The 23,759-nt window shown below is 67.4% G+C and carries 26 protein-coding genes; all 26 read right to left on the bottom strand.

Features of this window, described 5'->3' with window-relative positions:
* Positions 1 to 113: 113 nt before the first annotated feature.
* On the bottom strand, positions 114 to 905 hold the full coding sequence (fliR, locus tag AC5P7S_RS15145; protein WP_049460577.1) for a flagellar biosynthetic protein FliR: 792 nt from the start codon (positions 903 to 905) through the stop codon (positions 114 to 116).
* A gap of 13 nt (positions 906 to 918) precedes the next feature.
* Positions 919 to 1,188 (bottom strand): flagellar biosynthetic protein FliQ, encoded by a 270-nt coding sequence (locus AC5P7S_RS15140; RefSeq protein WP_005413254.1) that lies wholly within the window; start codon positions 1,186 to 1,188, stop codon positions 919 to 921.
* 59 nt (positions 1,189 to 1,247) lie between these two features.
* Positions 1,248 to 2,027 (bottom strand): flagellar type III secretion system pore protein FliP, encoded by a 780-nt coding sequence (gene fliP, locus AC5P7S_RS15135; RefSeq protein WP_095377981.1) that lies wholly within the window; start codon positions 2,025 to 2,027, stop codon positions 1,248 to 1,250.
* A gap of 1 nt (position 2,028) precedes the next feature.
* Positions 2,029 to 2,427, bottom strand: coding sequence for a flagellar biosynthetic protein FliO (gene fliO, locus AC5P7S_RS15130; RefSeq protein ID WP_170944932.1), 399 nt, complete (start codon positions 2,425 to 2,427; stop codon positions 2,029 to 2,031).
* Positions 2,428 to 2,444: 17 nt separating this feature from the next.
* Entirely contained in the window at positions 2,445 to 2,780 is a 336-nt protein-coding gene (fliN, locus tag AC5P7S_RS15125) for a flagellar motor switch protein FliN (protein WP_005409543.1), read from the bottom strand.
* Positions 2,777 to 3,781, bottom strand: a complete 1,005-nt coding sequence (gene fliM / locus AC5P7S_RS15120) for a flagellar motor switch protein FliM (protein WP_005416434.1) — start codon at positions 3,779 to 3,781, stop codon at positions 2,777 to 2,779. The genes fliN and fliM overlap by 4 nt, the downstream gene beginning before the upstream one ends.
* Before the next feature lie 10 nt (positions 3,782 to 3,791).
* The gene (locus AC5P7S_RS15115) at positions 3,792 to 4,307 is read right to left on the bottom strand and encodes a flagellar basal body-associated FliL family protein (RefSeq protein WP_005416435.1); all 516 of its coding nucleotides are present in this window, start codon (positions 4,305 to 4,307) and stop codon (positions 3,792 to 3,794) included.
* 127 nt (positions 4,308 to 4,434) lie between these two features.
* Positions 4,435 to 5,604: a flagellar hook-length control protein FliK gene (locus tag AC5P7S_RS15110; RefSeq protein WP_095377983.1), complete on the bottom strand. Its 1,170-nt coding sequence runs from the start codon at positions 5,602 to 5,604 to the stop codon at positions 4,435 to 4,437.
* Complete coding sequence (gene fliJ, locus AC5P7S_RS15105; protein WP_005416437.1) at positions 5,604 to 6,071, bottom strand: flagellar export protein FliJ; 468 nt, start codon at positions 6,069 to 6,071, stop codon at positions 5,604 to 5,606. The genes AC5P7S_RS15110 and fliJ overlap by 1 nt, the downstream gene beginning before the upstream one ends.
* A gap of 3 nt (positions 6,072 to 6,074) precedes the next feature.
* On the bottom strand, positions 6,075 to 7,460 hold the full coding sequence (fliI, locus tag AC5P7S_RS15100; RefSeq protein ID WP_095377984.1) for a flagellar protein export ATPase FliI: 1,386 nt from the start codon (positions 7,458 to 7,460) through the stop codon (positions 6,075 to 6,077).
* Positions 7,457 to 8,098 (bottom strand): FliH/SctL family protein, encoded by a 642-nt coding sequence (locus tag AC5P7S_RS15095; RefSeq protein WP_095377985.1) that lies wholly within the window; start codon positions 8,096 to 8,098, stop codon positions 7,457 to 7,459. Before AC5P7S_RS15095 ends, fliI begins: the two co-directional genes overlap by 4 nt.
* Positions 8,095 to 9,081, bottom strand: coding sequence for a flagellar motor switch protein FliG (gene fliG, locus AC5P7S_RS15090; protein ID WP_024958226.1), 987 nt, complete (start codon positions 9,079 to 9,081; stop codon positions 8,095 to 8,097). Before fliG ends, AC5P7S_RS15095 begins: the two co-directional genes overlap by 4 nt.
* A 7-nt stretch (positions 9,082 to 9,088) precedes the next feature.
* A complete protein-coding gene (gene fliF / locus AC5P7S_RS15085; protein WP_095377986.1) occupies positions 9,089 to 10,735 on the bottom strand; it encodes a flagellar basal-body MS-ring/collar protein FliF in 1,647 nt (548 codons plus the stop codon).
* A 13-nt stretch (positions 10,736 to 10,748) separates the two neighbouring features.
* Positions 10,749 to 11,114 (bottom strand): flagellar hook-basal body complex protein FliE, encoded by a 366-nt coding sequence (fliE, locus tag AC5P7S_RS15080; RefSeq protein WP_005409552.1) that lies wholly within the window; start codon positions 11,112 to 11,114, stop codon positions 10,749 to 10,751.
* A gap of 329 nt (positions 11,115 to 11,443) precedes the next feature.
* Positions 11,444 to 11,860 carry a hypothetical protein gene (locus AC5P7S_RS15075; protein ID WP_095377987.1) on the bottom strand — a complete coding sequence of 139 codons (417 nt, stop codon included), beginning with the start codon at positions 11,858 to 11,860 and terminating at the stop codon, positions 11,444 to 11,446.
* Between the two features lie 186 nt (positions 11,861 to 12,046).
* Complete coding sequence (locus AC5P7S_RS15070; protein WP_005416443.1) at positions 12,047 to 13,549, bottom strand: sigma-54 dependent transcriptional regulator; 1,503 nt, start codon at positions 13,547 to 13,549, stop codon at positions 12,047 to 12,049.
* Complete coding sequence (locus AC5P7S_RS15065; RefSeq protein ID WP_005409556.1) at positions 13,546 to 13,923, bottom strand: response regulator; 378 nt, start codon at positions 13,921 to 13,923, stop codon at positions 13,546 to 13,548. The genes AC5P7S_RS15070 and AC5P7S_RS15065 overlap by 4 nt, the downstream gene beginning before the upstream one ends.
* A 14-nt stretch (positions 13,924 to 13,937) precedes the next feature.
* A complete protein-coding gene (gene rpoN / locus AC5P7S_RS15060) occupies positions 13,938 to 15,347 on the bottom strand; it encodes an RNA polymerase factor sigma-54 (protein ID WP_005416444.1) in 1,410 nt (469 codons plus the stop codon).
* A gap of 323 nt (positions 15,348 to 15,670) precedes the next feature.
* A complete protein-coding gene (locus tag AC5P7S_RS15055; RefSeq protein ID WP_005413261.1) occupies positions 15,671 to 16,303 on the bottom strand; it encodes a response regulator in 633 nt (210 codons plus the stop codon).
* Positions 16,304 to 16,395: 92 nt separating this feature from the next.
* Positions 16,396 to 16,974, bottom strand: coding sequence for a PilZ domain-containing protein (locus tag AC5P7S_RS15050; protein ID WP_005416445.1), 579 nt, complete (start codon positions 16,972 to 16,974; stop codon positions 16,396 to 16,398).
* Positions 16,971 to 17,264 (bottom strand): hypothetical protein, encoded by a 294-nt coding sequence (locus AC5P7S_RS15045; protein WP_095377988.1) that lies wholly within the window; start codon positions 17,262 to 17,264, stop codon positions 16,971 to 16,973. The genes AC5P7S_RS15050 and AC5P7S_RS15045 overlap by 4 nt, the downstream gene beginning before the upstream one ends.
* Entirely contained in the window at positions 17,261 to 17,677 is a 417-nt protein-coding gene (gene fliS / locus AC5P7S_RS15040; RefSeq protein ID WP_005416447.1) for a flagellar export chaperone FliS, read from the bottom strand. The genes AC5P7S_RS15045 and fliS overlap by 4 nt, the downstream gene beginning before the upstream one ends.
* A gap of 128 nt (positions 17,678 to 17,805) precedes the next feature.
* Positions 17,806 to 19,221, bottom strand: a complete 1,416-nt coding sequence (fliD, locus tag AC5P7S_RS15035; RefSeq protein ID WP_095377989.1) for a flagellar filament capping protein FliD — start codon at positions 19,219 to 19,221, stop codon at positions 17,806 to 17,808.
* 441 nt (positions 19,222 to 19,662) lie between these two features.
* Complete coding sequence (locus AC5P7S_RS15030) at positions 19,663 to 20,841, bottom strand: flagellin (RefSeq protein ID WP_111127724.1); 1,179 nt, start codon at positions 20,839 to 20,841, stop codon at positions 19,663 to 19,665.
* A gap of 86 nt (positions 20,842 to 20,927) precedes the next feature.
* Positions 20,928 to 22,118, bottom strand: a complete 1,191-nt coding sequence (locus tag AC5P7S_RS15025; protein WP_095377991.1) for a flagellin — start codon at positions 22,116 to 22,118, stop codon at positions 20,928 to 20,930.
* Positions 22,119 to 22,190: 72 nt separating this feature from the next.
* The gene (locus AC5P7S_RS15020; protein WP_005416451.1) at positions 22,191 to 23,408 is read right to left on the bottom strand and encodes a flagellin; all 1,218 of its coding nucleotides are present in this window, start codon (positions 23,406 to 23,408) and stop codon (positions 22,191 to 22,193) included.
* Positions 23,409 to 23,759: the final 351 nt, after the last annotated feature.

The raw sequence follows: 23,759 nt of genomic DNA, 5'->3' as shown, positions 1-23,759 counted from the left end.
GGCAGGCCAACGCGAACGGGCGCCGGCCAGGTGCGGCATCCCCCCGGTTGCCGCGCATTCACTCTAACGCGCAGACCGGGGGGGACTTCAAGCGGCAATACGTGATGACCGGGTCAGCGTGTGACCGCGTCCGCGGCCTGGAAGGCGGCGTCGAACAGGCGCTGTACCGGCGGCCCCATTTCCCCGGCCAGCAGCGCCAGGAGGAACAGGCCCAGCAGCAGCGAAACCGGCAGGCCCAGCTGGATCGGGTTCAGCGCAGGGGCGGCTCGCGCCAGGACACCGAAGGCCAGGTTCACCGCCAGCATCGCCACGGTCAGCGGGATGGCCAGGGTCAGCGCACCGCGCAGCACGGTCAGCAGGAAGGTCGGAGCGATGCTGAAGAAGGCATGGGGATCAGGCAGCGGGGCGCCAATCGGCAGCGCGCGATAGCTGTCCACCAGCAGCGAGATCAGCGCCAGGTGGCCGTTGGCGGTGAAGAACAGCAGCCCGAACAGCAGATAGAACCACTGTCCGATCACGCCGGAGGTACCACCGCGCAGCGGGTCGCTCATCTGCGCGAAGGCCAGGCCGGTGCCCTGCGCGATCAGTTCGCCCGCCATCGCACCGGCTTCGAACACAAGCCGCAGCAGGAAGCCGATGGATACGCCGATGGCCAGCTCGCGCGCGATGGTCAGCACCGTGGCGGCGTCGAAGCCGGTCCAGTCCGGCACCGGGGGCAGCAGCGGTGCCAGGGCGATGGCCAGGGTGCCAGCCAGCACCACGCGCACCCGTGACGGGACGGCGCGGGTCCCGACCATGGGCATGGCCATGGCCACAGCGCCGATGCGCAGCATGGTCCACAGTACGGTGCCGATCATGCCGAAGGCCTGAAGGCCGTCGGCAGCCATCTGGGTGGCGGCGTCCATCGAAGCGCGTGTCCTAGCCGATCAGGTGCGGAATTCGCTGGAACAGCAGCGTGGTGAATTCAACCAGGTGGCCGATCAGCAGGCTGCCCAGTGCGAACAGCACCGCGGTCAGCGCTGCAGCTTTGGCGACGAAGGCGATGGTCGGTTCATTGAGCTGGGTCGCGGCCTGCACGACACCAACCACCACGCCCACCACCAGTACGGTGAGCAGCAGCGGGCCGGCCACCCACAACACGGTGATCAGGCCGCCACGCAGTTCAGTCAAGGCAAGTTCGGGAGACATTCGGATTCCATCTGCTCATGTAGAGTCGAGCCCTGCTCGACTGCGCGTTACGGGGGATATCAGGCCGGATTGAAGCTCGCCGCCAACGTACCCACGGTCAGCACCCAGCCATCGACCAGCACGAACAGCAGGATCTTGAAGGGCGCCGATACCAGCATCGGCGACAGCATCATCATGCCCATCGACATCAGCACGCTGGCAACGACCAGGTCGATGATCACGAACGGGATGAAGATCAGGAATCCGATCTCGAAGGCGGTCTTCAGTTCACTGGTGACGAACGAAGCGACCAGCACCGGGAACGGGATCGCGTCGGGGCTGGCGTAGGTGCCATGCCCGGCGATGCCGGCAAAGGTCATCAGGTCGGTCTCGCGGATCTGTGCCAGCATGAAGCCGCGCAGTGGCTGCGTGGTCAGCGTCCATGCGGTCTGGAAGTCGATGTCGCCGTTGAGGTAGGGCGCCATGCCCGCGCTCCACGCCTTGTCCCAGGTCGGCATCATCACCATTGCGGTGAGGAACAGGGCCAGGCCCAGCAGCACCTGGTTGGACGGCGTCTGGCCGGTGCCCAGCGCCTGGCGCAGCAGGCCCAGCACGATGATGATGCGGGTGAACGAGGTCAGCACCAGCAGCATCGACGGGATCAGCGTGATCGCGGTCATCAGCAGCAGGGTCTGCAGCGGCAGGCTGACCGGTGCACCGCCGATCTTGCCGACGTTGACGTCCGGCAGAGGGGTGGCCGGCGCGCCGGGCGCGGCCAACGCCAGCGCCGGCAACAGGCACAGGGCAAGCAACAGCAGCCACGGCATCAGGGTGGCAAGTCGGGTACGGGTGACACGCATGTCAGGGATCCTTGCGCAGCCGCTGCTGCAGCAGCTGGGCGAAATTCGGCAGTTTCTTGAAGTCCGGCACGCGCACCGGTGCCGGTGGCGGCAGCGGCTCGGGCAGGGTATGCAGGGTATTGATGCCGCCGGCGGTGACGCCCAGCAGCAGTTGCTGGCCATTGACCTCCACCACCACCACGCGCTCCTTGGCGCCGACACTGAGGCTGGCTACCAGCTTCATGCCTTCGGCCGGGCGGAAGCCGCTGCCAGGCATGCGCTTGAGCAGCCAGCCCAGGCCGATCACCAGCGCCAGCACCGCCAGCAGCGCCAGCACCGCACCGAACAGGCTGGGTGCGGCGGCCGCATGCTGGCCGACCTGCGGGCCGATCGGCGCGGCGGCCTTGCCGACCGCGAGCAGGGTGGAGGCCAGCAGGCTCAACGCAGTCTCCGGATACGCTCGCTGGGGCTGACCACGTCGGTCAGGCGCACGCCGAAGCGGTCGTTGATCACCACCACTTCGCCGTGGGCGATCAGGGTGCCGTTGACGAACACGTCCAGCGATTCGCCTGCACCGCGTTCCAGTTCCACCACCGAGCCCTGGTTGAGCTGCAGCAGGTTGCGGATCGGCAGGCGGGCACGACCGACTTCCAGCGACAGGGTCACCGGCACATCGAGGATCACGTCCAGGTTCAGGTCCGGACCATTTGCCTCATCGGCCTGCAGGCTGCTGAACTGGGCCGGGGTCGGTTCGAGGGCGTCGATATCGTTCATTGCGGGTCTTCCTGGATGACGGGTACGCGCGGGCGGGTGCCCGGCGGATGGGTAGCGGTGATCTTCACGGCGTTCATGCCGTTGGCGATGCCGAACTCGCCGGTGAACACGGGGATGTTCTCCACGCACAGCGGCACCTGCGGGCTGAGCTCGATCGGCAGGATGTCGCCGACCTTCAGCTGGGTCAGGTCGCGCAGGGTCATGCGCTTGCTGGCCAGCACGCTGGACAGGGTGACTTCGGCGACGTTGAGCTGCTCACGCAGGGTCTTGCCCCAGCTCTCGTCGCGGTCGTTGCGGTCGCTCTGGATGCCGGCGTCGAGCAGTTCGCGGATCGGTTCCAGCATCGAGTAGGGCAGGGTGACGTGGATGTCGCCGCCGCCACCGTCGAGCTCGACGTGCAGGCGGCACACCACCACATATTCGCGCGGGGTCACGATGTTGGCGAAATGCGGGTTGATCTCCGAGTTGATGTACTCGAAGTCGACATCCATCACCGGTGCCCACGCTTCGCGCAGATCGGCGAAGGTCTGCTTCAACAGCAGGTGGATCACCCGCATTTCAGTAGCCGTGAACTCGCGGCCCTCGATGCGGGTGGGGTAGCGCCCGTCGCCGCCGAAGAAATTGTCGACGATGGCGAACACCAGGGTCGGCTCGAACACGATCAGGCCGGTGCCGCGCAGCGGCTTGAAGCGGATCAGGTTCAGGTTGGTCGGTACATACAGCGAGTGCATGTAGTCGTTGAACTTGATCAGTTCGATGCCGCGCACCGACAGTTCGGCCGAGCGGCGGATCAGGTTGAACAGGCCGATCCGCCACAGGCGCGCGAAGCGCTCATGGACCATTTCCAGGGTCGGCATGCGACCACGGATGATGCGGTCCTGGCTGGCGAAGTCGTACGAGCGCGCTTCGCCTGACGGGGGTTCCGCATCGGTCTCGACCGCGCCACTGTCCACGCCGTGGAGCAGGGCATCGATCTCGTCCTGGGACAGCAGATCATTCATCGGTGGGCCCTTACTGGGTCACGAAGCTGGTGAACAGCAGATCGTCGGCGCCGTTGCTGCCGGTCTCGGCCTTGAGTACCTTCTGCACCTCGGCCAATGAGGCGGCCTGCAGCTTCTGCTTGCCGGCGACATCGGCGATCTGGTCCGGGCTGACCTGCGAGAACAGCATCAGCAGGCGCGCACGGATGGCCGGGGCGTGGGTCTTGATCGCTTCCAGCGCGGCCGGGTCGCGGGTCATCAGCTGGACCTCCAGCTGCAGGTAACGCGGGCCGTCGACCGGGCCATTGAGGTTGACCACGAAGGCTGGGTCCAGCGCGAAGTACTGTGCCGGGGCTGGGGTCGCGCTCTTCTTCGGCGCCTGCGCGGTCTTCTCTTCGTGCTTGGACTGGGTGAAGAACCACACGCCGCCACCGGCGGCAGCGGCGGCCAGTACGGCCACCAGCGCGGTGATCAGGATTGGACTACGCGGCTTGGCGGCCTTGTCCTTCTCTGCGGTCTTCTTGGTTTTGTCAGCGGCTGCGGCCACGGGTGAAGCTCCTGAGGGTTGCTTCACCGGGATATGCAAGGGGCGTGCCGAAGGCCGGGCAGCGGGATGCGACGGAATTCCGTCGGAAACCTGCGCTGGTGGGTGCCGACCCTGGTCGGCACGGCTGTCAGGCGTAGGCGTCCAGCAGTCCGCGCTGGCGGATCAACTGCGCCGACGACACGCTGGCATCGCCCGGCGTCGGTTCTCCGTCGCCGATGATGCCGCTGCCACCGGGCTGGCCCGGCGCATTGCCCTCACCACCCGGGGACTGGTGGCCGACATCGGCGTGGGCCAGCTGGAAGCCCTGTTCGCCCAGCAGCTCGCGCAGGCGCGGCAGGCTGCTTTCCAGCGCTTGCCGCACGTCCACGTGCGGGCTGCTGAAGCTGGCATGCACCTTGTCGCCGTTCAACTGCAGGCGCACGTCGACCGGGCCCATGTCGTCCGGGCTCAGGCGGATGTGGGCGTGGCCGATCTTCTGGTCGGCCAGCCAACCCAGGCGTGCGCCGATGGCCTGGTCGAAGCCATCGTCACCCAGCACGGGTTTCGGCGTCGGCTCGCCATTGAAGATCGCATTGCCGGCGGCGAGCGCCGCCTTGAGGTCCTGTACGGCGGCTGCTGCCGGGGCGTGCAGCAGGGGTGTGCTGGCGCGGTCGCCAACGGCGGCCACGTCACTGCCTTCGCCGCGCTCGCTGCGCTTGCCGGGCAGGATCATCTCCGGCAGTGGCAGCGCCGTGGCATCGTCCGCACTGGTCGCCGCCGGTTTGGCGTCAGCCGCCACTGGGGTTGTGGTGGCCGTCGCCGGTGCGTCTGCAGGCAGTGTCGGGTTCGTGGCGGGGGCAGCAGCAGGCAGCGCGCTACCGTCGCTGGCCAGCGCCGGTGCAGCGGTGGTCGGCAGAGCAGCGGCCGGATCGGCAGGCATCGGCATCGCCAGCACCAGGCCGGCCAGGCCGGGCGGTGGCCACGGGGCGTCCTCGGTCGGGGCGGGCTTGTCCTTTTCGGTGCCGGGTCCAGCCGGGGTCACGGCAACGGGCGGCAGCGACGGCGTTTCAGCAGTTGCCGCTTCGGCGCCCGCATTGCGTTCACCCGGTGCCTGGCCATTGCTGTCGGCGGTCGATGGCGGGCTCGGCGTGGATGGCGTCGGCGTCGTGGCGTTTCCCGCAGACGCGGGCGCGCAGGGCGCACCGCCCTGCAGCAGCTGGCTGAAGTCCTTTCCGCCTTCGCTGCGCGAGGCGCGTGCGGCACTGTTGCTGGTGGCGGGCGTGGCCGTGTTGGCGCTGCTGGCGAGCGGGGCGGGCATCACGAGCGGCCTCCCTGCTCGGCGCCGTCCTGGTCTTCGGCCTGCACCAGGCGTGCACGCCGTGCGCCAATGTCGTCCATCTCGCGCTGGTCGCGGCGGTCGGTCACCACCTTTTCCTGCGCCCGGTAGCTGGCGGCCAGCTGCTCCAGCACCGCCTTGTCACGGCTGGCCAGGATCAGGCGTGCGCGCTCGGCCTCCACTTTTTCGCGGTTGCCATTGACCGTGGCCTGCTGCTGCTCGACCGCGCTGTCCAGTCGATCGAGGAAGGCGCGGCGGTTGAGCAACTGTGCCGGGCTGGTCGCCGCCATCTGTGCGTTGGCGTACTCCTCGGCATAGCGGCGCAGTTCGTCCAGTCGCGACAGATGGGTGTCGAGCACGCGCTGGCGTTCGGCCAGGTCGCGGGCGACTGCGTCCTCATGTTCCTGGGCCCGCTTGAGCAGGGGATCGATGCGCTTGGACTGGTTCATGGCTTAACTCTCTTGTTCCACCAGGCGCTGCAGCGCCGCCTGGCTGTGCGGGAGATCTGCGGCCTTGGCAACGTCCTGGCCGAGGAACTCCATGATTTCCGGCCAGCGTTCCAGGGCTTCGTCGGTGGCCGCGTCGTTGCCGCGCTGGTAAGCACCGATCGCGATCAGGTCCCGGTTGGCCGAGTAGGCCGAGACCAGTCGCTTCAACTTGCGGATGCGCAGGCGCCACGGTTCGTCGGCGATTTCCGTGACCACGCGGCTGACCGACGACTCGACGTCGATGGCCGGGTACAAGCCGCTGTCGGCCACGCGGCGCGAGAGCAGGATGTGGCCGTCGAGGATCGCGCGCGCGGCATCGGCGATCGGATCCTGCGGATCATCGCCTTCGGTCAGCACCGTGTAGAACGCGGTGATCGAGCCACGTCCCTTGGCGCCGTTGCCGGCGCGTTCGACCAGTGCCGGCAGCTTGGCGAACACCGACGGTGGGTAACCGCGGGTGGTCGGCGGCTCGCCGACCGACAGGCCGATCTCGCGCTGCGCCTGGGCGAAGCGGGTCAGTGAGTCCATCAGCAGCAGCACGTTCAGGCCCTGGTCGCGGAACCATTCGGCGATGGCGGTGGCACGGTAGGCGCCGTGCAGGCGCGCCAGTGGCGGTCGGTCGGCGGGGCTGGCCACCACCACGGCGCGGCGCAGGCCTTCTTCGCCCAGCGTGGTTTCGACGAAATCGCGTACTTCGCGGCCACGTTCACCGATCAGGCCGACCACGATCACGTCGGCGGCGGTGTAGCGGGTCATCATGCCCAGCAGCGTCGACTTGCCGACGCCGGAGCCGGCGAACAGGCCGACACGCTGGCCGCGGCCGATCGGCAGCAGCGCGTTGATCGCGCGCACGCCCACGTCCAGCGGCTGGGTGATCGGTTCACGCGCCAGCGGATTGATCGACACGCCGGCCATGCCAACATGGCCTTCGGCGCGGATCGGGCCCTTGCCATCCAGCGGCACGCCGTCGCTGTCGATGACGCGGCCGAGCAGGCCTTCGCCCACTTCCACGCCGCCCCGGCGCGCCGATGGCACCACCCGGGCATTGGGCAGCAGGCCATGCAGTTCGGAGCTGGGCATCAGGTAGGTGCGCTCGCCGGCGAAGCCGACCACTTCGGCGTCGACCCAGCCACCATCGACCACTTCCACCTTGCAGCTGGCACCCAGCGGCGCTTCGCAGCCGACCGCCTCCAGGGTGAGCCCGACCGCACGGCGCAACACGCCCTCGCGGATCAGGCCACGACCATGCGCGGTGTCCACGCGCAGGCCATCCAGGCGCCGCGCCAGGCGCAGGTTGCGGGCTACGGCCCAGTCGGCCGGCGGCGGAGTGGTTTGCGGTCCGACGCTCATGCGGTGGCTCCGGTCTGGCGGATCACCGCATCCAGGGCCCCGCGCAGGCGGGCTTCCAGGGTGCCGTCGATGCGCACGGCTTCGGCGTGCACGCGCAGGTCGCCACGGCTGAGGCTGGTATCCGGTACCAGGCGCTGCACCGGTGAAAGGTTCAGCAGCGGGGCGAGGGCAGCGATGTCATCCGGATGCAGCCGCACTTCCACCTCGCGGGTGCTGCCGCCCACGGCGTCGATCGCTTCGCCGACCAGCTGCGCCAGCAGTGCCGGCTCGGCTTCGTAGGCGCGGCCGACCAGTGCGCCGGCGATGCGAACCGCCAGTTCGCCGAGTGCACCGACCACTTCGTTCTCCAGCCGCACCAGCGGCCGGCTGAAGTTGTCCAGGATCCCTTCGATCTGCGCGGCGAGGCGACGTACTTCGGCCTGGCCCTGGCCGTAGCCGTCGGCATGGCCCTGTTCGAATCCTTCCTTCTCGGCGCTGTCCTGGATCGCCTGGATCTCTTCAAGGGTCGGCAGCTGCAGCGGCGGCTCCGGTTCGTGTTCCGGATCCGGCTCGGTGAGTTCGAACGCATCCTCCTGCTCCAGCACTGGTTCGGGCTGGGCCAGCAGGTCCGGGGCAAGCCAGCGCACGACGTTGCTCACAGCATGGCCTCCGCGCTGCCACCGATGGTGACGGTGCCTTCATCGGCCATGCGCTTGACGATCGCCAGGATCTCGCGCTGTGCGCCTTCCACGTCGGACAGGCGCACCGGGCCGCGGGCTTCCATGTCCTCCAGCAGGATCTCGGCCGCGCGCTGCGACATGTTGCGGGTGATCTTGTCGCGCACCTTGATGTCGGCGCCGCGCAGGGCCAGGCCCAGGCGCTCGCCGCTCACCTCGCGCAGCACCAGCTGCATCTCGCGATCGTCCAGGTCGACCAGGTCGTCGAACACGAACATCAGGTCCTGGATGCGGTTGCTCAACGGCGCATCGATGCGCGCGATTTCGCCCAGGATTGCCTGGTCCTGGCCGCTGTCCATGAAGTTCAGGATGTTGGCCGCGCACTGCACGCCGCCGATGTTCGACGACTTCAGGTTCTGGTTGCCGGCGAACTGGCGCTCCATGATCTCGTTGAGTTCATTGAGCGCGTTCGGCGGAATACCGTCGAGGGTGGCGATGCGCAGCAGCACATCCACGCGGGTACGGTCCGGCAGCAGCTTCAGCGCGTCGGCGGCCTGGTCGGTTTCCAGGTGCGCCATCACGATGGCGATGATCTGCGGGTGCTCGTTGCGCACCAGGTCGGCCACTGCACGCGGGTCCATCCACTTCAGCGCGTCCAGGCCGGTGGTGTTGCGGCCGAGCAGGATGCGGTCGATCAGGTTGCCGGCCTTCTCGCTGCCCAGCGCCTGCACCAGCATGTTGCGGATGTAGTCATCCGAGCCCACGCCCAGCGAGGTCTTCGAGCCCAGTTCCTGGCCGAACTGGTCCATCACACGCTCCACCTGCTCGCGGGTGATGTCGGTCATGGTGGCCATGGCGATGCCGATCTTCTGCACCTCCTTGGGTTCCATGTGGCGCAGCACTTCGGCCGCATCCAGCTCACCCAGCGAAAGCAGCAGCACGGCCGCGCGCTGTACACCGGTCAGTTGTGCCTCAGTCATTGGCCACCCAGCCCTTGACCACCTGGGCCACGCGCTTGGAGTCGGTCTTCACGGCTTCACGCGCCATCCGCAGTCGTTCCTCATATGAATCCACCGGCAGTGCGAGCGCATCCGGTCCGCCCAGGCTTGCCCGCTCGGTGCCCAGCGCTGGCAGCGCAATGCCATCGTCATCGACCAGCTGCACATCCGCCGTATGCGGCTCCAGCGCCTGCTCGTCTGCCTTCCTGCTCTGGCCGGTGATCGCGCGCAGCGCCGGGCGCAGCACGCCGAACAGCAGCGCCAGCACCACCACCGCGCCCAGCAGCATGCGGCCGGCATCGTGCACCCACGGTAGCTCCCACCAGGCCGGGCCTTGTTCGGGCGTGGTCTCGCGCACGAACGGGGCATTCATCACCGACACGGTGTCGCCACGCTCGGCGTTGAAGCCGACGGCCTGCTTGACCAGCGCCTCGACGCGGATCAGTTCGGCGGCCGACAGCGGCTGCGGGCTCATCTTGCCGTTGGCGCCGGCGCGCGGCACGTTGTCCACCAGCACCGCCACCGACACGCGCTTGATACGGCCGGCCGGCTGGCGGGTGTGCTGCAGGGTGCGGTCCAGCTCGTAGTTGCGGGTGGCGTTCTTGCTGCTTTCGGTCGGGGTCTGCGCGGTGGCCGGCGCGGCCTGCTGGCCCGGCGGACTGTTGCTGGTGGCACCCGGCACGCCCTGCGGACCCGGCGTGCTGGTGGTGTTCTCGCTCATCTGCTCGCTGCGCAGCTTCTGCGGTTCACCGTTGTAGAGCTCACGGGCTTCCTCGGTCACCGAGAAGTCCATGTCCACGCTCACTTCCGGGTTGACGCGGCCGGGGCCGGTCATCGGCTCCAGCAGCTCGCGGATGCGCTGGTTGAACGAGGTTTCCTGGCGCCGCACCTGCTCGAACTGCGCGGCGTTGACCGCCGCCTCGCTGTTCGGGTCGGTGATGCTGAGCATGCGCCCGCTCTGGTCGACCACGGTCACCCGTTCCGGCGCCAGGTCCGGAATGCTGGCCGCGACCATGTGCACGATGGCGTCCACCTGGCTGCGTTCCAGCTGCTGGCCGCCCCGCAGTTCCAGGGTGACCGAGGCGCTGGCCACGTCACGCTGGCGGGTGAAGGCGCTGGGCTTGGGAATGGCCAGATGCACGCGTGAATCACGTACCGGGCGCAGCGTGTTGATGGTGCGCGACAGCTCGGTTTCCAGCGCGTGCTGGTAGCGCGCGCTTTCCACGAACTGGCTGACGCCGAAGCCCGGGTCGCGTTCCATCAGCTCGAAGCCGAGCTTGCCACTGTCGGTCAGGCCGGAGCCGGCCAGCTTCAGGCGGGCGTCGTGCAGGTTCTTTTCCGGGACGGTGATGCCACCGGTGGCCGGATCGAGCGCGAACGGAATCTGCGCGGCGCGCAGCAGGTCGGTCGCCTCAGCGGTGGCCTTCTGGTCCAGGCCGGTGTACAGCGGGACCATGCCCGGCTTCTGTGACCAGAAGAACACGGACAGGCCTGCCGCCACCGCCACCGCGATCATCGCCATCAGGCCCAGCCGACGGGTGATCTGCAGACTCTGCAGGCGGTCGAACCATTGCCCGGCCTTCTCGGCGTTCAGGCTGTCCTTGGAGAGCGTCAGTGCCATGCGTCTCTATTCCTTACAGCGGCATGTTCATCACGTCCTGGTAGGCCTGGACGAGACGGTTGCGGACTTCCACGGTGGCGCGGAAGGCGATCTGGGACTGCTGCGAGGCGACCATCACCTTGGCCAGGTCGGCGCTGGGGTCGCCCATTTCAAAGGCCTTGGCGAGGGCGCCGGACTTCTGCTGCGCATCGTTGACGCCGGCAATCGCACCACGCAGGGTTTCGGTGAAGCTGGCCGGCTGGGCCTGCGGCGCGTCCAGCACCGTGCCCGGCAGGGCGTTGCTGCGCGGCGTTTCGCCCAGCGGGTTGAGCGCCGGCTGCCCCATCTGGGTCTGATAGGAGCGGATCTGCGAAAGGATCGAAGTGACGGAGTGGGACATCTGCAACGGTTCCAGAAACAGGGATGGGGTTGTCTGCTGGAGCAGGTGCAAGTGCCGTGCCGAAACCGGTTTTCGATTCAGTGACGTGAGGGTCTGGTGTGTGTGTGCTGGCAGGGCTGCGCCCTGCACTCGCCGAATCAACGTCAACGTCAAAATCGGGCTATCCGTGGGGTGGCGGGCTGGGTCCGGCGACAGGTGGCCGCGATCTGTTGGAACCTGCTACTGATGGTGGGTGCCGACCGTTGGTCGGCACGGGGTCGGATCCCGTTGCGACGCAACGGGCTCTGACCCCATTGAAGGCGCCATTTATCCGGCGTCGGTTTTCTGGCCTACGGCTGCAGGGTCCAGTGGCCGGAATTCTGGCGCTGGCGCGGCGCGATGGGGCCGTCGTGCTGGGTGTAGATGAAGCGACCCTGGCGGTCGCTCTGGCAGGTCAGCAGCAGGGTGTAGTGGGCGGGACCGGCCGGGTGGGCCTCGGTCATCTGGATTTCCGCGATATGCGGGGCCAGGCGCTGGTAGCGGTAGCTGCCGCCGATGCGCAAGTCAGTGCCGAGGATGTCCAGCACGTACTGGCTGCCGGCAAAGCTGAGCTGCACCATGCGTCCGGCGTTGGGGTTGTCCGGCGCGTACAGCGGGTCGCTGAGGTTGGTGAACTGGCGCTGGTCCAGCGTTGCGGGCAGGGTGCAGTTGGCGGCAGTGACCAGGGCCGGGTAGAGCAGGCTGGCGAGCAGGGCAAGGCGATGCATGGTGGAACCTCCATGGGTGTGTCCTTGCCATGCTCCGCACTGCGGCCGTGTTGTCTCTAGGAAAACATGCAAAAGCAATGGGCTCAGATCGCGTTCCGCAGCAAAGGGATGTGAGCCCAGGCGCCAGAAGCACCAACGCCCGGGCGAGCCCAGGCGTTCGTGCCCCCTTCATGCTGGCAATGCGTTTCAGCCGGCCAGTTCGGCCTGCTCGCGCTCGATGCCGTACTTGCGCAGCTTTTCCACCAGGGTGGTGCGGCGCAGGCCGAGCAGCTGGGCGGCGTGGGCGACCACGCCCTGGGTGCGTTCCAGTGCTTCGTTGATCAGGCCAAGTTCGATGTTGGCCATGTGGTTGCGCAGGTCCATGCCTTCGTCGGGCAGCGCTGCCGGTGCCGCCGGGCGATTGACCGCAATGCCGTGCTCCAGTGCCGGCTGGTTGCCGCTGCCCGGGGTGTGGAAGGAGAAACTGCGCAGGTCCAGGCGTTCTTCGCTGGCGGCCGGCTGTGCCGGTGCCGGCGTGGCGGCGGCCAGTGCCGCATCGCCACGGTAACGGGCCGGCAGGTCCTGCACGCGCACCGAGCCACCCGGATGCAGCACCGCCAGGCGCTCGACCAGGTTGGTCAGCTCGCGCACGTTGCCCGGCCATTCGTAGCCGGCCAGCGCCTGCAGGGCTTCCGGGGTGAAGCGCACTTCGCCACGGCCAGTGCGGGCCAGCTGCGCGGCGATGGTTTCCACCAGTGCCGGCAGGTCTTCGCGACGCTCGCGCAGCGCGGGTACTTCAATCGGGAACACGTTGAGGCGGTAGAACAGATCCTCGCGGAACTTGCCCTCAGCGATGCGGGTCTCCAGGTCGCGATGGGTCGCGGCCACCACGCGCACGTTGCAGCGGATGGTCTGGTTGCCACCCACGCGCTCGAAACTGCGCTCCTGCAGCACGCGCAGCAGCTTCACCTGCATCGGCAGGCTCATGTCGCCGATTTCGTCGAGCAGCAGGGTGCCGCCCTCGGCCATTTCGAAACGGCCCTTGCGCGCGGTGAGCGCGCCGGTGAAGGCGCCCTTCTCATGGCCGAACAGTTCGCTTTCCAGCAGGTCGGCCGGAATGGCGCCGCAGTTGATCGCCACGAACGGTCCGTCACGGCGGGGCGAACGCTGGTGGATGGCGCGCGACACCACTTCCTTGCCGGTACCGGATTCACCCAGCACCAGCACGGTGGTATCGAATGCGGCCACCTGCTCGATCATGGTGCGCAGGGCGCTCACTGCCGGGCCGTTGCCGGTGGGTCCCTGGTCCTGCGCGGCGCCGGCCTGATGCTCGGCATCCAGGCGCTTGAGGCTGGCGCGGCGCAGCAGGGCTTCCATCTGCGCGTGGCGCAGCGGCGTTTCCAGCGGCCAGATATTCGCTTCATGCAGCCCGTGCTGCTGGGCAAACACTGCGGCATCACCATCGGCCAGCAGCACCGGAGGCGGCAGGCTGCTGCCGCCCAGCCAGTTGTACAGCGCGGTGCTGGCGGGGCTGTCGTCCAGGCTGCCGACGATCACCGCCATCCAGTCGTTCTGGCGCTGCCGGCCCAGGTCGAAGTCGGCCGCGTCGGAGACCCAGCGCGGATTGAAGTCCATGAATTCCAGCAGGGCAACGGTGCGCTCTGCGCGCACGGCGTCGTTGTCCAGCACCAGGATGCGCGATTCACTCACGACTGTTCCTCCCTGAGGCCTTCCAGGATCGGCATGACTTCCTGGATGTAGGACAGCTTGCTGACAAAGTTGTCGGCACCGGCACGCAGCGCGTGTTCGCGGTGCTCGGCGTCGTCGAAGTGGCTGGCGATCACGATGTACGGTGCATCGTCCTGCGACTTGATCAGGCGGGTGGCCTGCAGGCCGCCCATCTCCGGCATGGCCAGGTCCATCAGCACCACCTGCGGGCGCAGCGTTTCCGAGCGCTCGATCGCTTCCAGGCCGTTGCCGGCACTGCCGACGATCTGCAGCCAGTCGATCTTGCGGAAATGGCGCATCGCCGCGTTGATGAAGCCCTCGTGGTCATCGACCAGCAGGACCGTGAGCTTGTTCATGTCCAACATCCTTTTCAGCCCACCCGGGCCAGCTGCGGTTGCCTGGCGCTGAGCCGGCGCCGTTCGCGGGCCGGGGCGATATCCAGTTGTTCTCGGTATTTTGCGACGGTTCGGCGGGCAATGTTCACCCCCTGGCGTGACAGCAGGCCGGCAATGGCCTCGTCGGCCAGCGGACGGCCGGCGGGTTCGGCGTCGATCAGGCGGCGGACCATGGCTTTCACCGCCTGGCCGGAGACGCTGGCGCCTTCCAGGCGCACCGCGAAGAAGTGCTTCAGTTCGAAGGTGCCGCGCGGGGTCTGCAGGAACTTGCCGGTGGTGATGCGCGAGACGGTGGACTCGTGCATGCCGATTTCCTCGGCCACTTCCTTCAGGGTCAGCGGGGCCATCGCCTCTTCGCCACGCACCAGGAAGGCGGCCTGGCGCTCGACGATCACACGCGCGGTGCGCAGCAGGGTGTCGTAGCGCATCGACAGGCCGCGGCTGAACCAGCGCGCCTCCTGCAGCATCTCGCGCAGTGCCGGCGCGGCTTCGCTGGTTTCGGCCAGCGCCTGTTCGTACTGGCTGTTGATCGAGACGCGGCGGCTGGTGGCCGGGTTCAGTGCCACCTTCCACTGCCCATCGGCATGCCAGGCGACCACGTCCGGTACCACCACCGCATTGCGTTCGGGCAGCAGGCTGTCGCCGGGGCGCGGCTGCAGCGAGAGGATCAGGCGCACCGCCTCGCGCACGTCGTCGATCTCGGCGTCGTGCTGGCGGGCGAGGGCGGGGTAGTCGTGCGCGGCCAGTGCCTCGAGCGCGCCATCGAGGATGCGGGCGGCCAGGTGACGCGCGGGGACCACGCCGTGCAGGCTGCGCAGTTGTGCCTGCAGGCCTTCGCGCAGGTCCTGCGCAGCCATGCCAGCCGGTTCACCGTGCAGCAGCTGCTGGCGGATGGCCTCGACGCCTTCGGCGGCGATGTCGAACTGGGCGCTGGCCAGCAGCTGCAGCTGCGCCAGTGGCGCCTGCAGGTAGCCGGCCTCGTCGCAGTGGTCGAGCCAGAACGCGGCCACCGCCAGTTCGCTGTCGTCCATGTCCAGCGCCAGGCGCTGCAGCACGCGCAGCTGAGGGTCGGTCGACTCACCGGCGGCAATGCGCGCCATGCGGTCGTCGTCGCCGTCCTGCCAGCTGGCGCCGGCCACGTCCCACATCGAAGACTCCGGCAGCTCGTCGAAAGCGGCGGTGTCCAGCGTGGTGGCGGCGGCCTCGGTGGCATCAGCGGCAGGCGCTTCGGCCTCTTCGATCTCCAGCAGCGGGTTGGAGTCCAGCAGGCGCTGGATTTCCTGTTCCAGGTGCAGGCCATCAAGCTGCAACAGCCGTATCGACTGCAGCAGCTGCGGGGTGAGGTGAAGTTGTTGGCCCAGCTGGGTCGAGAGTGCAGCCTTCATCGTGGTTCCCCGGCGCCGCTCCCCGGCGCCTTGTGGAACGCATCTTGCTTTTGATCCGGCGTGGGCGGAATCGGGGGGTTCCTGAGGGGATTCGTGGTTGTCCCGACAGGATGTAGGGGTATTCCCTACATCGGCGCGGAATGTTGACGATGATCGCGCCTAAGCTGCTGATTTTCGGTGTGGTTGCCGGGTTGACCGGGCTGTGCCGTGTACGGGTTCCTGTCGGGGCGTGTCAGGGTGACGGGAATCCGTCGCCGGTGCAGTGCCGGGCAGGGGTCAGATCCCTTTCCTGCGGAAAGGGATCTGACCCCATTCGCAGGCAATCACTCCAGCTCGTGCTGGTGGCGCGCGGCCAGCAGCAACAGGTCATTGGCGCGGCGGCAGCCCAATGACTCCATCATGCGTGCGCGGTGGGTTTCCACCGTCTTCACGCTGATGCCGAGGTCGGCGGCGATTTCCTTGTTGCTTTCGCCCTTGCCGATGCGGCGCAGGATCTCGCGCTGACGCGGCGACAGCGCGGCAATGCCGGTAGGCTTCTCGCGGCCCAGCATGGGTGCCAGCATCTTGGCCGAGATCTGGGGACTCAGGAACACCTGGCCGGCATGCGCGGCGCGCAGCGCCAGTTCCAGCTCCTGCGGTGCTGCATCCTTCACCACGAACCCGACCGCACCGCGATCCAGGGCGTCGCGCACATGGGCGGCATCGTCGTGCATGGTCATCATCACCACCCGGGTGCCCGGGGCGCGCAGGCGGATGTCGCTGAGCGCTTCCAGGCCGGTGCGGCCCGGCAACGAGAGATCCATCAGCACCACATCCGGCGCATGCTGCAGGGCCAGCTGCAGTGCCTGTTCGGCGTTGCTGGCCTCGGCGACGAGCTGCACGTCGGCAAACCCCTGCAGCAGCCGCGCCAGGCCGGCGCGGACGAGGGTGTGATCGTCGACGATGAGAACTCGCACAGGCACGCAACAGATCCGTGTAGGGGAGTCCACCTTAACTTAGCTGAACGGGCGCGCCAAGGCTTGCCCGCCAAGCGTGATGGTGGCAGCTTTCAGCGCGCCCGGCGCGCCTCGGCCACCTGGCGGCGGTGCAGTCGGAACAGGTGCCGTTCCATTGCCATTTCCAGGCCGTCGCCCAGGCGCTGGAAGCGCAGCCACAGGAAGTGGCCGCCGCTGCCGTCGGCTGCCTCGGCGATCACTTCCACCGGCAGGTCGATGTGGTCGGGCAGCCAGTCGCTGGGCTGCAGGCGCACCACGCCGGCCTGTCCGGGGCTGGCACCACTGCGCGGGCCCAGCTGCAGGCGGATGCCACGGCGCGACCAGCGCACCGGGCGCAGGGGCAGTTCCAGGCCCTGCTGGCGCACCAAGCGGCCGAGCAGCACCATCGCCAGGTCCAGCTTGGCTTCAAGGCGTTGCAGCTGCAGGGTGGCCTCGTTGCGCTCGTCGTGCTCGTCAACACGGCTGTCTTCGACCAGTGCCAAGCTGCGCAGCAGGCCTTCGGCACCGCTGGTGCGTCCGGCCGCGCTGCCCGCCTGGAACTCGGCCGGCAGGGCCAGCTCGCAGCTGAGCGTTTCGTCGAACAGCTCGCTTTCGGCAGGATGGTGCAGCGACGTGGCCGGCAGCTGGGTCATGCCAGCGATTCTGCCTGCAGGTAGGCATGGGCGGCGCGAAGAGAGCGCTGGCCGTCATTCATCAGTGCGGCTGCTGCATCGCGGCGCTGGCGCAGCAGGCCCAGAAGGCTCTGCTGGCGCTCGAACAGGGCGCTCAGCGGCGCGTGGTCCGCAGCGGTCAGCGGCTGGCTGAGCAGGGCATGGAGGGTGCTGTAGTGCCCGTCGAGCAGGCTGTCCGCCTGGTCCAGGGCGTCATCGCCCAGTGCCTTCTCGAAGGCATCCAGCTGCGCGTGCAGTTCGGGCAGGCTCATGGCGCCACCGCGGCCGGGCGGCGCTGTTCGTGCGGGATCGCGTTCCAGGCGCTGTCGATCTCGCCCAGCAGCTGCAGCGATTCATCCAGCGCGGCGCGGTCGTTGTGCAGGTTGGCTTCGGTCAGGCGCTGCAGCACGTAATCGTACAGGGCCGACAGGTTGCCGGCGATCTCGCCGCCGGCCTCATGGTCCAGCGAGCCGTTGAGGTGGCCGACGATCGCGCAGACTTCGCCGATCGCCTTGCCCTTGCCGGCCTGGTCGCCGCGCTCGAGGCTGGCCAGGGCGCGACGCACGCGCTCCAGCGCGCCGGCCAGCAGCATCGCCACCAGCTTGTGCGGATCGGCATCGGCGACCGCACTGGTCACTCCCACCTGGCGGTACTGCTCGGCATATTGACGGCTGGAACCGTACATTCGTGATTCTCCTTGCGCGGGGTGCCGTCGGGCGATCGTGGGGATCGGTGCCGGCGGCGCGGCGATGATTGCTGTTGCGTCCGTTATCGGTGCATTGCGCGGCAAACTTGAGTGCCACGCACGCATCGTCAGCGGTTCAACTGTGCCAGCTGCTGCTGCAGCGCCGTGTTGCTCTGCTGCAACTTGCCCATCAGGCTGTCCAGCGCGATGAACTGCTTCTTGTAGCGCTCTTCCACGCTCTTCATCCGCGTGTCGAGATCCTTGCGGCGCTTGTCGATGTTGTCCAGCGTGGTGTTCAGTCCCTTGGTCCGCGCGACGAACGCGCCTTCCTTGCCGACCGTGGTGCTGACATAGCCGTCGACCAGCGTGTACAGCTTGCCGGCACCGCCGGTATCTCCGGTGATCGCTTGGCGCATCTTCTCCGGCTGGCTGGCCAGTGCGGCGGCGAACTTGGTGGTGTCCAGGATCAGCGTGCCGTCGGCATTGGGGTAGCCGCGGGTATCCAGACCGATCGCCTTGGCATCGAGCTTGTCACCAGCCAGGTCCTTGAGCACGCTCGACATCACCGAGCGCAGTTGGCTGATGGCGCCGCGCATCTGCGCATCACCGGTCAGCGTGGAGGCTTCCTTGGTCTTGGCGTCGTACTTGGTTTCGGTGTTGATCGCCGCCAGTGCGGCGTTGTAGGCGGTGACGAACTCCTGCATCACCTTGGTGGCTGCCGCAGTGTCGGTGCTGATGGTCACCGTGCTGGTGCCCGGCATCTTCAGGTTCAGGGTCAGGCCCGGAACCGCATCGGCCACCGTATTGCTGGCGCTTACGACCTTCACGCCATCGATGGTCAGCTCGGCGTCGGCGGCGGCGGTGTTCTGCTTGAGGCTGTTGACCAGTCCCCCCAGCTTGGCGTCGCTGCCTGCGTATTCGAGCTTGATCGCGTTGGCGGCACCGGTCTTCTCCTGGGCGATCGACAGGTACTGGTTGTCGCCGGAGCTGATAAGGGTGGCCTGCACGCCTTCCTTGCGGCCAGCCGCATCGATCTTGTTGCGGATGGTGGTCAGCGTGTCGCCGTCCTCCACCTCCACGTTCATGGTCTTGGCCTTGTCGCCCACGCCAACGGTCAGCGTCAAGGTTCCGGCAGCAAACGTGTCGGTCTTGGGTACCGAGGTATCGGCGATCAGTTTGTGCGCGGTGGCCAGCGAGGTGACATTGACCACGTGCGTGCCGTTGGAGGCCGCAGCCTTGGTTGTGCCGACGTCATACAGCGCGACCGACGCCGTCAGGATCTCGTCGGTGCCCTTGTCGCCGCCTTTGCTTGCGGTCACGGTGCGCGTGTCGAACGCCGTGGTGGCCTTCAGTGCGGTCAGCGCCGTCTTCAGCTTGTCGAAGGCCGAGGTGATGGTGCCGATCGACGACAGCTGCATCTTGGCCTTGGACTGCTGCAGGTTCAGCGCATTGTCGGCGGGCTTGCGGTCGGCTGCGACCAGCTGGTTGACGATGTCCGAGATGTTGAGCCCCGAGCCAATGCCACCGTATCCAAAGTCTGCCACGTCGTTTCTCCTGGTATCCGGGCCCGGCCGTCGTGCGGTGGCCCGTCGTCAACGAAAATAGCGGCCTGCGCCGCTGGGTCTTGAGGACTTCGTTGATGCACGTGCCGTGCCAATCGCCTGGCGCAGGTTCTGGCACGCGGGTTGCAGGAGGGCTGGGGCAGGGTGCGGGTGGGTTCACCGCGGGCTGCCGGGAGTCTGCAAAAAGCCCTCCCCCAATGCAGGGGAGGGATCAGACTACTGACAATCGGGGGGAGACGAAGCCGCCCGGTACGTACAGTCAAAGGTACAGCGCTGAAAGAGAGGTCCGCAGGAGCGGGCGATGCCAAGCCGGTTCGGGACTGATCCCGGGCCGGGCATGGCCCGCGCCTTCGTGCATCGTGGCTTCCCGGTTGCCGCTACCGTCGGTTCGACCCGACGGTAGCGGCGCCTTCTTGCCGTGGATCAGCGCAGCAGGCTGAGCACGCCCTGCGGCACCTGGTTGGCCTGGGCCAGCATGGCCGTACCGGCCTGCTGCAGGATCTGGGTGCGGGTCAGCTCTGCGGTTTCCTTGGCAAAGTCGGTGTCCTTGATGCGGCTGCGCGAAGCCGACAGGTTTTCCGACGAGGTCTGCAGGTTGGCCACGACCGAGGTGAAGCGGTTCTGGATCGCACCGAGGTCGGCGCGGGTGCTGTTGATCGCACCCAGGGCCTTGTCGACCACTTCCAGGGCCTGCTGGGCACCGAGCACGGTGCTCACGTCCAGCTTCTGCACGTTGGCCGAGGTGTCGGTGCCAGCAGTGTAGGCGCCGGCAGCCGCTGCGGCGCCCCAGGTCTTGGCGGTGGCGTCGTAGTCGCTGCGCATCAGGGCGATATCGGCAGCGGCAACGGCCTTGCCTTCCTTCACCGAGCTCAGCTTCAGGGAGCCGTCGGCATTGGCTTCGGCGTAGATGCCGGCCTCGCCGATCTTGGCGTTGATGGCGGTGGCGACGGCCTTGGAGGCATCCGCCGTGGTGGCGCCGGCCTTCACTTCAACCGTGCCGATGTCCACGCCCATGACGGTGCCGGAGAAGCGTGCGCCGTCGGTGCTGGCGGCCAGGGCGGCGGTCGCGCCGGTGGCGAAGGTCGAGGTGCCCAGCGAGCCGGCCTTGGCATCGATGGTCTTGTCGATGGCGATGGCCTGGCCGGCATTGGCGCCGACCTGGAACAGCTGGCTGGAGAAGGTGCCGTCCAGCAGCTTCGTGCCGTTGAAGTCCGACTGCTTGGCGACGCGGTCGATTTCCGAGACCAGCTGGGTCACTTCGGCCTGCAGCGCCTTGCGGTCGCTGGCCGAGTTGGTGGCGTTGGAGGCCTGCACCGACAGCTCGCGGACGCGCTGCAGATTGTTGCCGATTTCGGTCAGCGAACCTTCGGCGACCTGGGCCAGCGAAATACCGTCGTTGGCGTTGCGGATGGCGACGTCGGTACCGCGGATCTGCGTGCCGAAGCGCTCGGAGATCGCCAGGCCGGCGGCGTCGTCCTTGGCGCTGTTGATGCGCGAACCGGAGGACAGGCGCTGGATGGTGGTGGCCAGCGAGCTGCCGCTGGTGCTCAGGTTGCGCTGAGCATTCAGGGACATGGTGTTGGTGTTGATGACTTGTGCCATGGTGCATTTCCTTTGGCGAAGCTGGAACGTGTTTCAGGATCCGAGCGCGGCGTCATGCAGCGCCCGGAGGTCGATCAGTAGGCGGATCAGCGCAGCAGGCTGAGCACGCCCTGCGGCACCTGGTTGGCCTGGGCCAGCATGGCCGTACCGGCCTGCTGCAGGATCTGGGTGCGGGTCAGTTCTGCGGTTTCCTTGGCGAAGTCGGTGTCCTTGATGCGGCTACGCGAAGCCGACAGGTTCTCCGACGAGGTCTGCAGGTTGGCCACCACCGAGGTGAAGCGGTTCTGCACGGCGCCCAGGTCGGCACGAGTGCTGTTGATCGCACCCAGGGCCTTGTCGACGATTTCCATCGCCTGCTGGGCGCCCTTCACGGTGCTGACGTCCAGGTTGCTGGCGTACTTCGCGGCCGGCGCTGCAGCAGCAGTGGTGGCGGTGAAGGTCGGGGCGGTGGCGCCGGTCCAGGTGCCCACCGAAGCGGTGATGGCCTTGAACGAGCCATCGGCGTTGACGCTGTCCTTGACCGAGGTCAGGGTGACGCCAGCGGTGCCGTTCACTTCGGCGTAGACACCGGTCTCACCGATCTTGGCGTTGATGGCAGTCACCAGCGCCTCGCGGGAGGCCTTGCCGGTAGCAGCGGCGTCGGCACCCTGCTTGACATCGACGTCGGCGATGGTGACGCCATTGATCTGCAGGCCAGTGACCTTGAAGTCGGCGTTGGTGCCCGGGTCGGCCAGGGCCAGCGAGTTGGTGTCGAACTTGGCGCCGCCCAGGGCGTTGGCCTTGGCATCGATGGTCTTGTCGATGGCGATGGCCTGGCCGGCGTTGGCACCGACCTGGAACAGCTGGCTGGAGAACGAACCGTCCAGCAGCTTGGTGCCGTTGAAGTCCGACTGCTTGGCGACGCGGTCGATTTCCGAGACCAGCTGGGTCACTTCGGCCTGCAGGGCCTTGCGGTCGCTGGCCGAGTTGGTGGCGTTGGCGGCCTGCACCGACAGCTCGCGGACGCGCTGCAGGTTGTTGCCGATTTCGGTCAGCGAACCTTCGGCGACCTGGGCCAGCGAGATGCCGTCGTTGGCGTTGCGGATGGCGACGTCGGTACCGCGGATCTGCGTGCCGAAGCGCTCGGAGATCGCCAGGCCGGCGGCGTCGTCCTTGGCGCTGTTGATGCGCGAACCGGAGGACAGGCGCTGGATGGTGGTAGCCAGCGAGCTGCCGCTGGTGCTCAGGTTACGCTGAGCATTCAACGACATCGTATTGGTGTTGATGACTTGTGCCATGAGGAGAGGTCCTTGAGCGGTTGCACGTGAGTTGGGTCAGACGCCCCCGACGTGCCCCGGGGGCGGCTCATGTCAGCGCTGCAACAGGCTGAGCACGTTCTGCGGTACCTGGTTGGCCTGGGCCAGCATGGCCGTACCGGCCTGCTGCAGGATCTGGGTGCGGGTCAGTTCGGCGGTTTCCTTGGCGAAGTCGGTATCGCGGATGCGGCTGCGCGATGCGGACAGGTTCTCCGAGGAGGTCTGCAGGTTGGCCACCACCGAGGTGAAGCGGTTCTGGATCGCGCCGAGGTCGGCGCGGACGCTGTTGACCGATTCCAGGGCCTTGTCGACGATCGACATCGCCTTCTGTGCGCCTTCGGCGGTGGTGACGTTCAGGTCCTTGACGAAGCTGGCCGCTGCACCGGTCAAGGTGCCGCCGTTGGTGCTGGTCTCGGTCAGGCCCAGGCCGGCGATGGTCGCGGCGGTGACGCCGGCCGGCGGGGTTGCCGCGCTGACGCCCAGGGCGAAGGTCTGGCCATCCTTGACCGAAGCCAGGCTGATGACGCCGGCATTGACCGAGGCCACCACGCCGGTTTCACCCAGCTTGTTGTTGATCGCCGCAGCGGTGGCCGAGGTGATCGACTCGCCGGCCTTCACGGTGAAGTCGCTGATGGTGACCGTGGTGGCGGTGCCGCCCGGCGGGGTGACCGAGACCTGCAGGCCGGAGTAGGTGGTGTCGGCCGTGGCCTTGTCCACCGCCAGCGCGGTGCCGGTGTAGCCGTTGGCGAAGGTGGCAGCCCCCAGCGAATCGGCCTTGGCGTTGACCACGCTGTTGATGGCAATGGCCTGGCCGGCGTTGGCGCCCACCTGGAACAGCTGGCTGGTGAAGCTGCCGTCCAGCAGCTTGGTACCGTTGAAGTCGGCCTGCTTGGCCACACGATCGATTTCCGAGACCAGCTGGGTCACTTCCGCCTGCAGGGCCTTGCGGTCGCTGGCCGAGTTGGTGGCGTTGGAGGCCTGCACACCCAGTTCGCGGATGCGCTGCAGGTTGTTGCCGACTTCGTTCAGCGAACCCTCGGCGACCTGGGCCAGCGAGATGCCGTCGTTGGCGTTGCGGATGGCCACGTCCAGACCGCGGATCTGGGTGGTGAAGCGCTCGCTGATGGCCAGGCCGGCCGCGTCGTCCTTCGCGCTGTTGATGCGCAGGCCGGACGAGAGGCGCTGGATGGTGGTAGCGAGCGAGCTGCCGCTGGTGCTCAGGTTGCGCTGAGCGTTGAGCGACATCGTATTGGTGTTGATTACCTGTGCCATGGGGTCGTCTCCTCTTATATGGAACCCGTTGGTGAATGAAACGAAGCGCCGCCTGTTTTTTTGTGTGGCTGTGTGCTTCGCCGTTGCCAAATGAATAACGGCGCTTTGTCAACAACCTTTAGCCGTGAATTCCGCTGAAGCCGGAATTCGTTGCCTGAAGCTGTTTTCCCGGGGTTTTCAGCCCTGTTGCCAGGATGGAAGCGACCCCGGGAGGGGCGGTCGGGCAGGGCCTGACCAGCGCTGATGAAGGTATCGGCGGGGTGCGACCCGGCTTGATGGGCAATCACGGAAAATCGGCCGGAGATGGCCAGAGGGCCGCGTGGCGGCGGGCAGGCGCGCAAACGAAAAAGG

Source organism: Stenotrophomonas sp. YJH_SMC_32, from assembly GCF_059369975.1.
Note: the sequence above shows the minus strand (reverse complement) of the source record. Positions and strands in the feature narration are given on the sequence as shown.

What these genes read in the sequence shown, in the direction of transcription:
- fliR (WP_049460577.1), bottom strand. Translation starts at nt 905, where the DNA reads ATGGACGCCGCCACCCAGATGGCTGCCGACGGCCTTCAGGCCTTCGGC.
- AC5P7S_RS15140 (WP_005413254.1), bottom strand. Translation starts at nt 1,188, where the DNA reads ATGTCTCCCGAACTTGCCTTGACTGAACTGCGTGGCGGCCTGATCACC.
- fliP (WP_095377981.1), bottom strand. Translation starts at nt 2,027, where the DNA reads ATGCGTGTCACCCGTACCCGACTTGCCACCCTGATGCCGTGGCTGCTG.
- fliN (WP_005409543.1), bottom strand. Translation starts at nt 2,780, where the DNA reads ATGAACGATATCGACGCCCTCGAACCGACCCCGGCCCAGTTCAGCAGC.
- fliM (WP_005416434.1), bottom strand. Translation starts at nt 3,781, where the DNA reads ATGAATGATCTGCTGTCCCAGGACGAGATCGATGCCCTGCTCCACGGC.
- AC5P7S_RS15110 (WP_095377983.1), bottom strand. Translation starts at nt 5,604, where the DNA reads ATGCCCGCCCCGCTCGCCAGCAGCGCCAACACGGCCACGCCCGCCACC.
- fliJ (WP_005416437.1), bottom strand. Translation starts at nt 6,071, where the DNA reads ATGAACCAGTCCAAGCGCATCGATCCCCTGCTCAAGCGGGCCCAGGAA.
- fliI (WP_095377984.1), bottom strand. Translation starts at nt 7,460, where the DNA reads ATGAGCGTCGGACCGCAAACCACTCCGCCGCCGGCCGACTGGGCCGTA.
- fliF (WP_095377986.1), bottom strand. Translation starts at nt 10,735, where the DNA reads ATGGCACTGACGCTCTCCAAGGACAGCCTGAACGCCGAGAAGGCCGGG.
- fliE (WP_005409552.1), bottom strand. Translation starts at nt 11,114, where the DNA reads ATGTCCCACTCCGTCACTTCGATCCTTTCGCAGATCCGCTCCTATCAG.
- AC5P7S_RS15075 (WP_095377987.1), bottom strand. Translation starts at nt 11,860, where the DNA reads ATGCATCGCCTTGCCCTGCTCGCCAGCCTGCTCTACCCGGCCCTGGTC.
- AC5P7S_RS15065 (WP_005409556.1), bottom strand. Translation starts at nt 13,923, where the DNA reads ATGAACAAGCTCACGGTCCTGCTGGTCGATGACCACGAGGGCTTCATC.
- rpoN (WP_005416444.1), bottom strand. Translation starts at nt 15,347, where the DNA reads ATGAAGGCTGCACTCTCGACCCAGCTGGGCCAACAACTTCACCTCACC.
- AC5P7S_RS15050 (WP_005416445.1), bottom strand. Translation starts at nt 16,974, where the DNA reads ATGACCCAGCTGCCGGCCACGTCGCTGCACCATCCTGCCGAAAGCGAG.
- AC5P7S_RS15045 (WP_095377988.1), bottom strand. Translation starts at nt 17,264, where the DNA reads ATGAGCCTGCCCGAACTGCACGCGCAGCTGGATGCCTTCGAGAAGGCA.
- fliS (WP_005416447.1), bottom strand. Translation starts at nt 17,677, where the DNA reads ATGTACGGTTCCAGCCGTCAATATGCCGAGCAGTACCGCCAGGTGGGA.
- AC5P7S_RS15030 (WP_111127724.1), bottom strand. Translation starts at nt 20,841, where the DNA reads ATGGCACAAGTCATCAACACCAACACCATGTCCCTGAATGCTCAGCGC.
- AC5P7S_RS15025 (WP_095377991.1), bottom strand. Translation starts at nt 22,118, where the DNA reads ATGGCACAAGTCATCAACACCAATACGATGTCGTTGAATGCTCAGCGT.
- AC5P7S_RS15020 (WP_005416451.1), bottom strand. Translation starts at nt 23,408, where the DNA reads ATGGCACAGGTAATCAACACCAATACGATGTCGCTCAACGCTCAGCGC.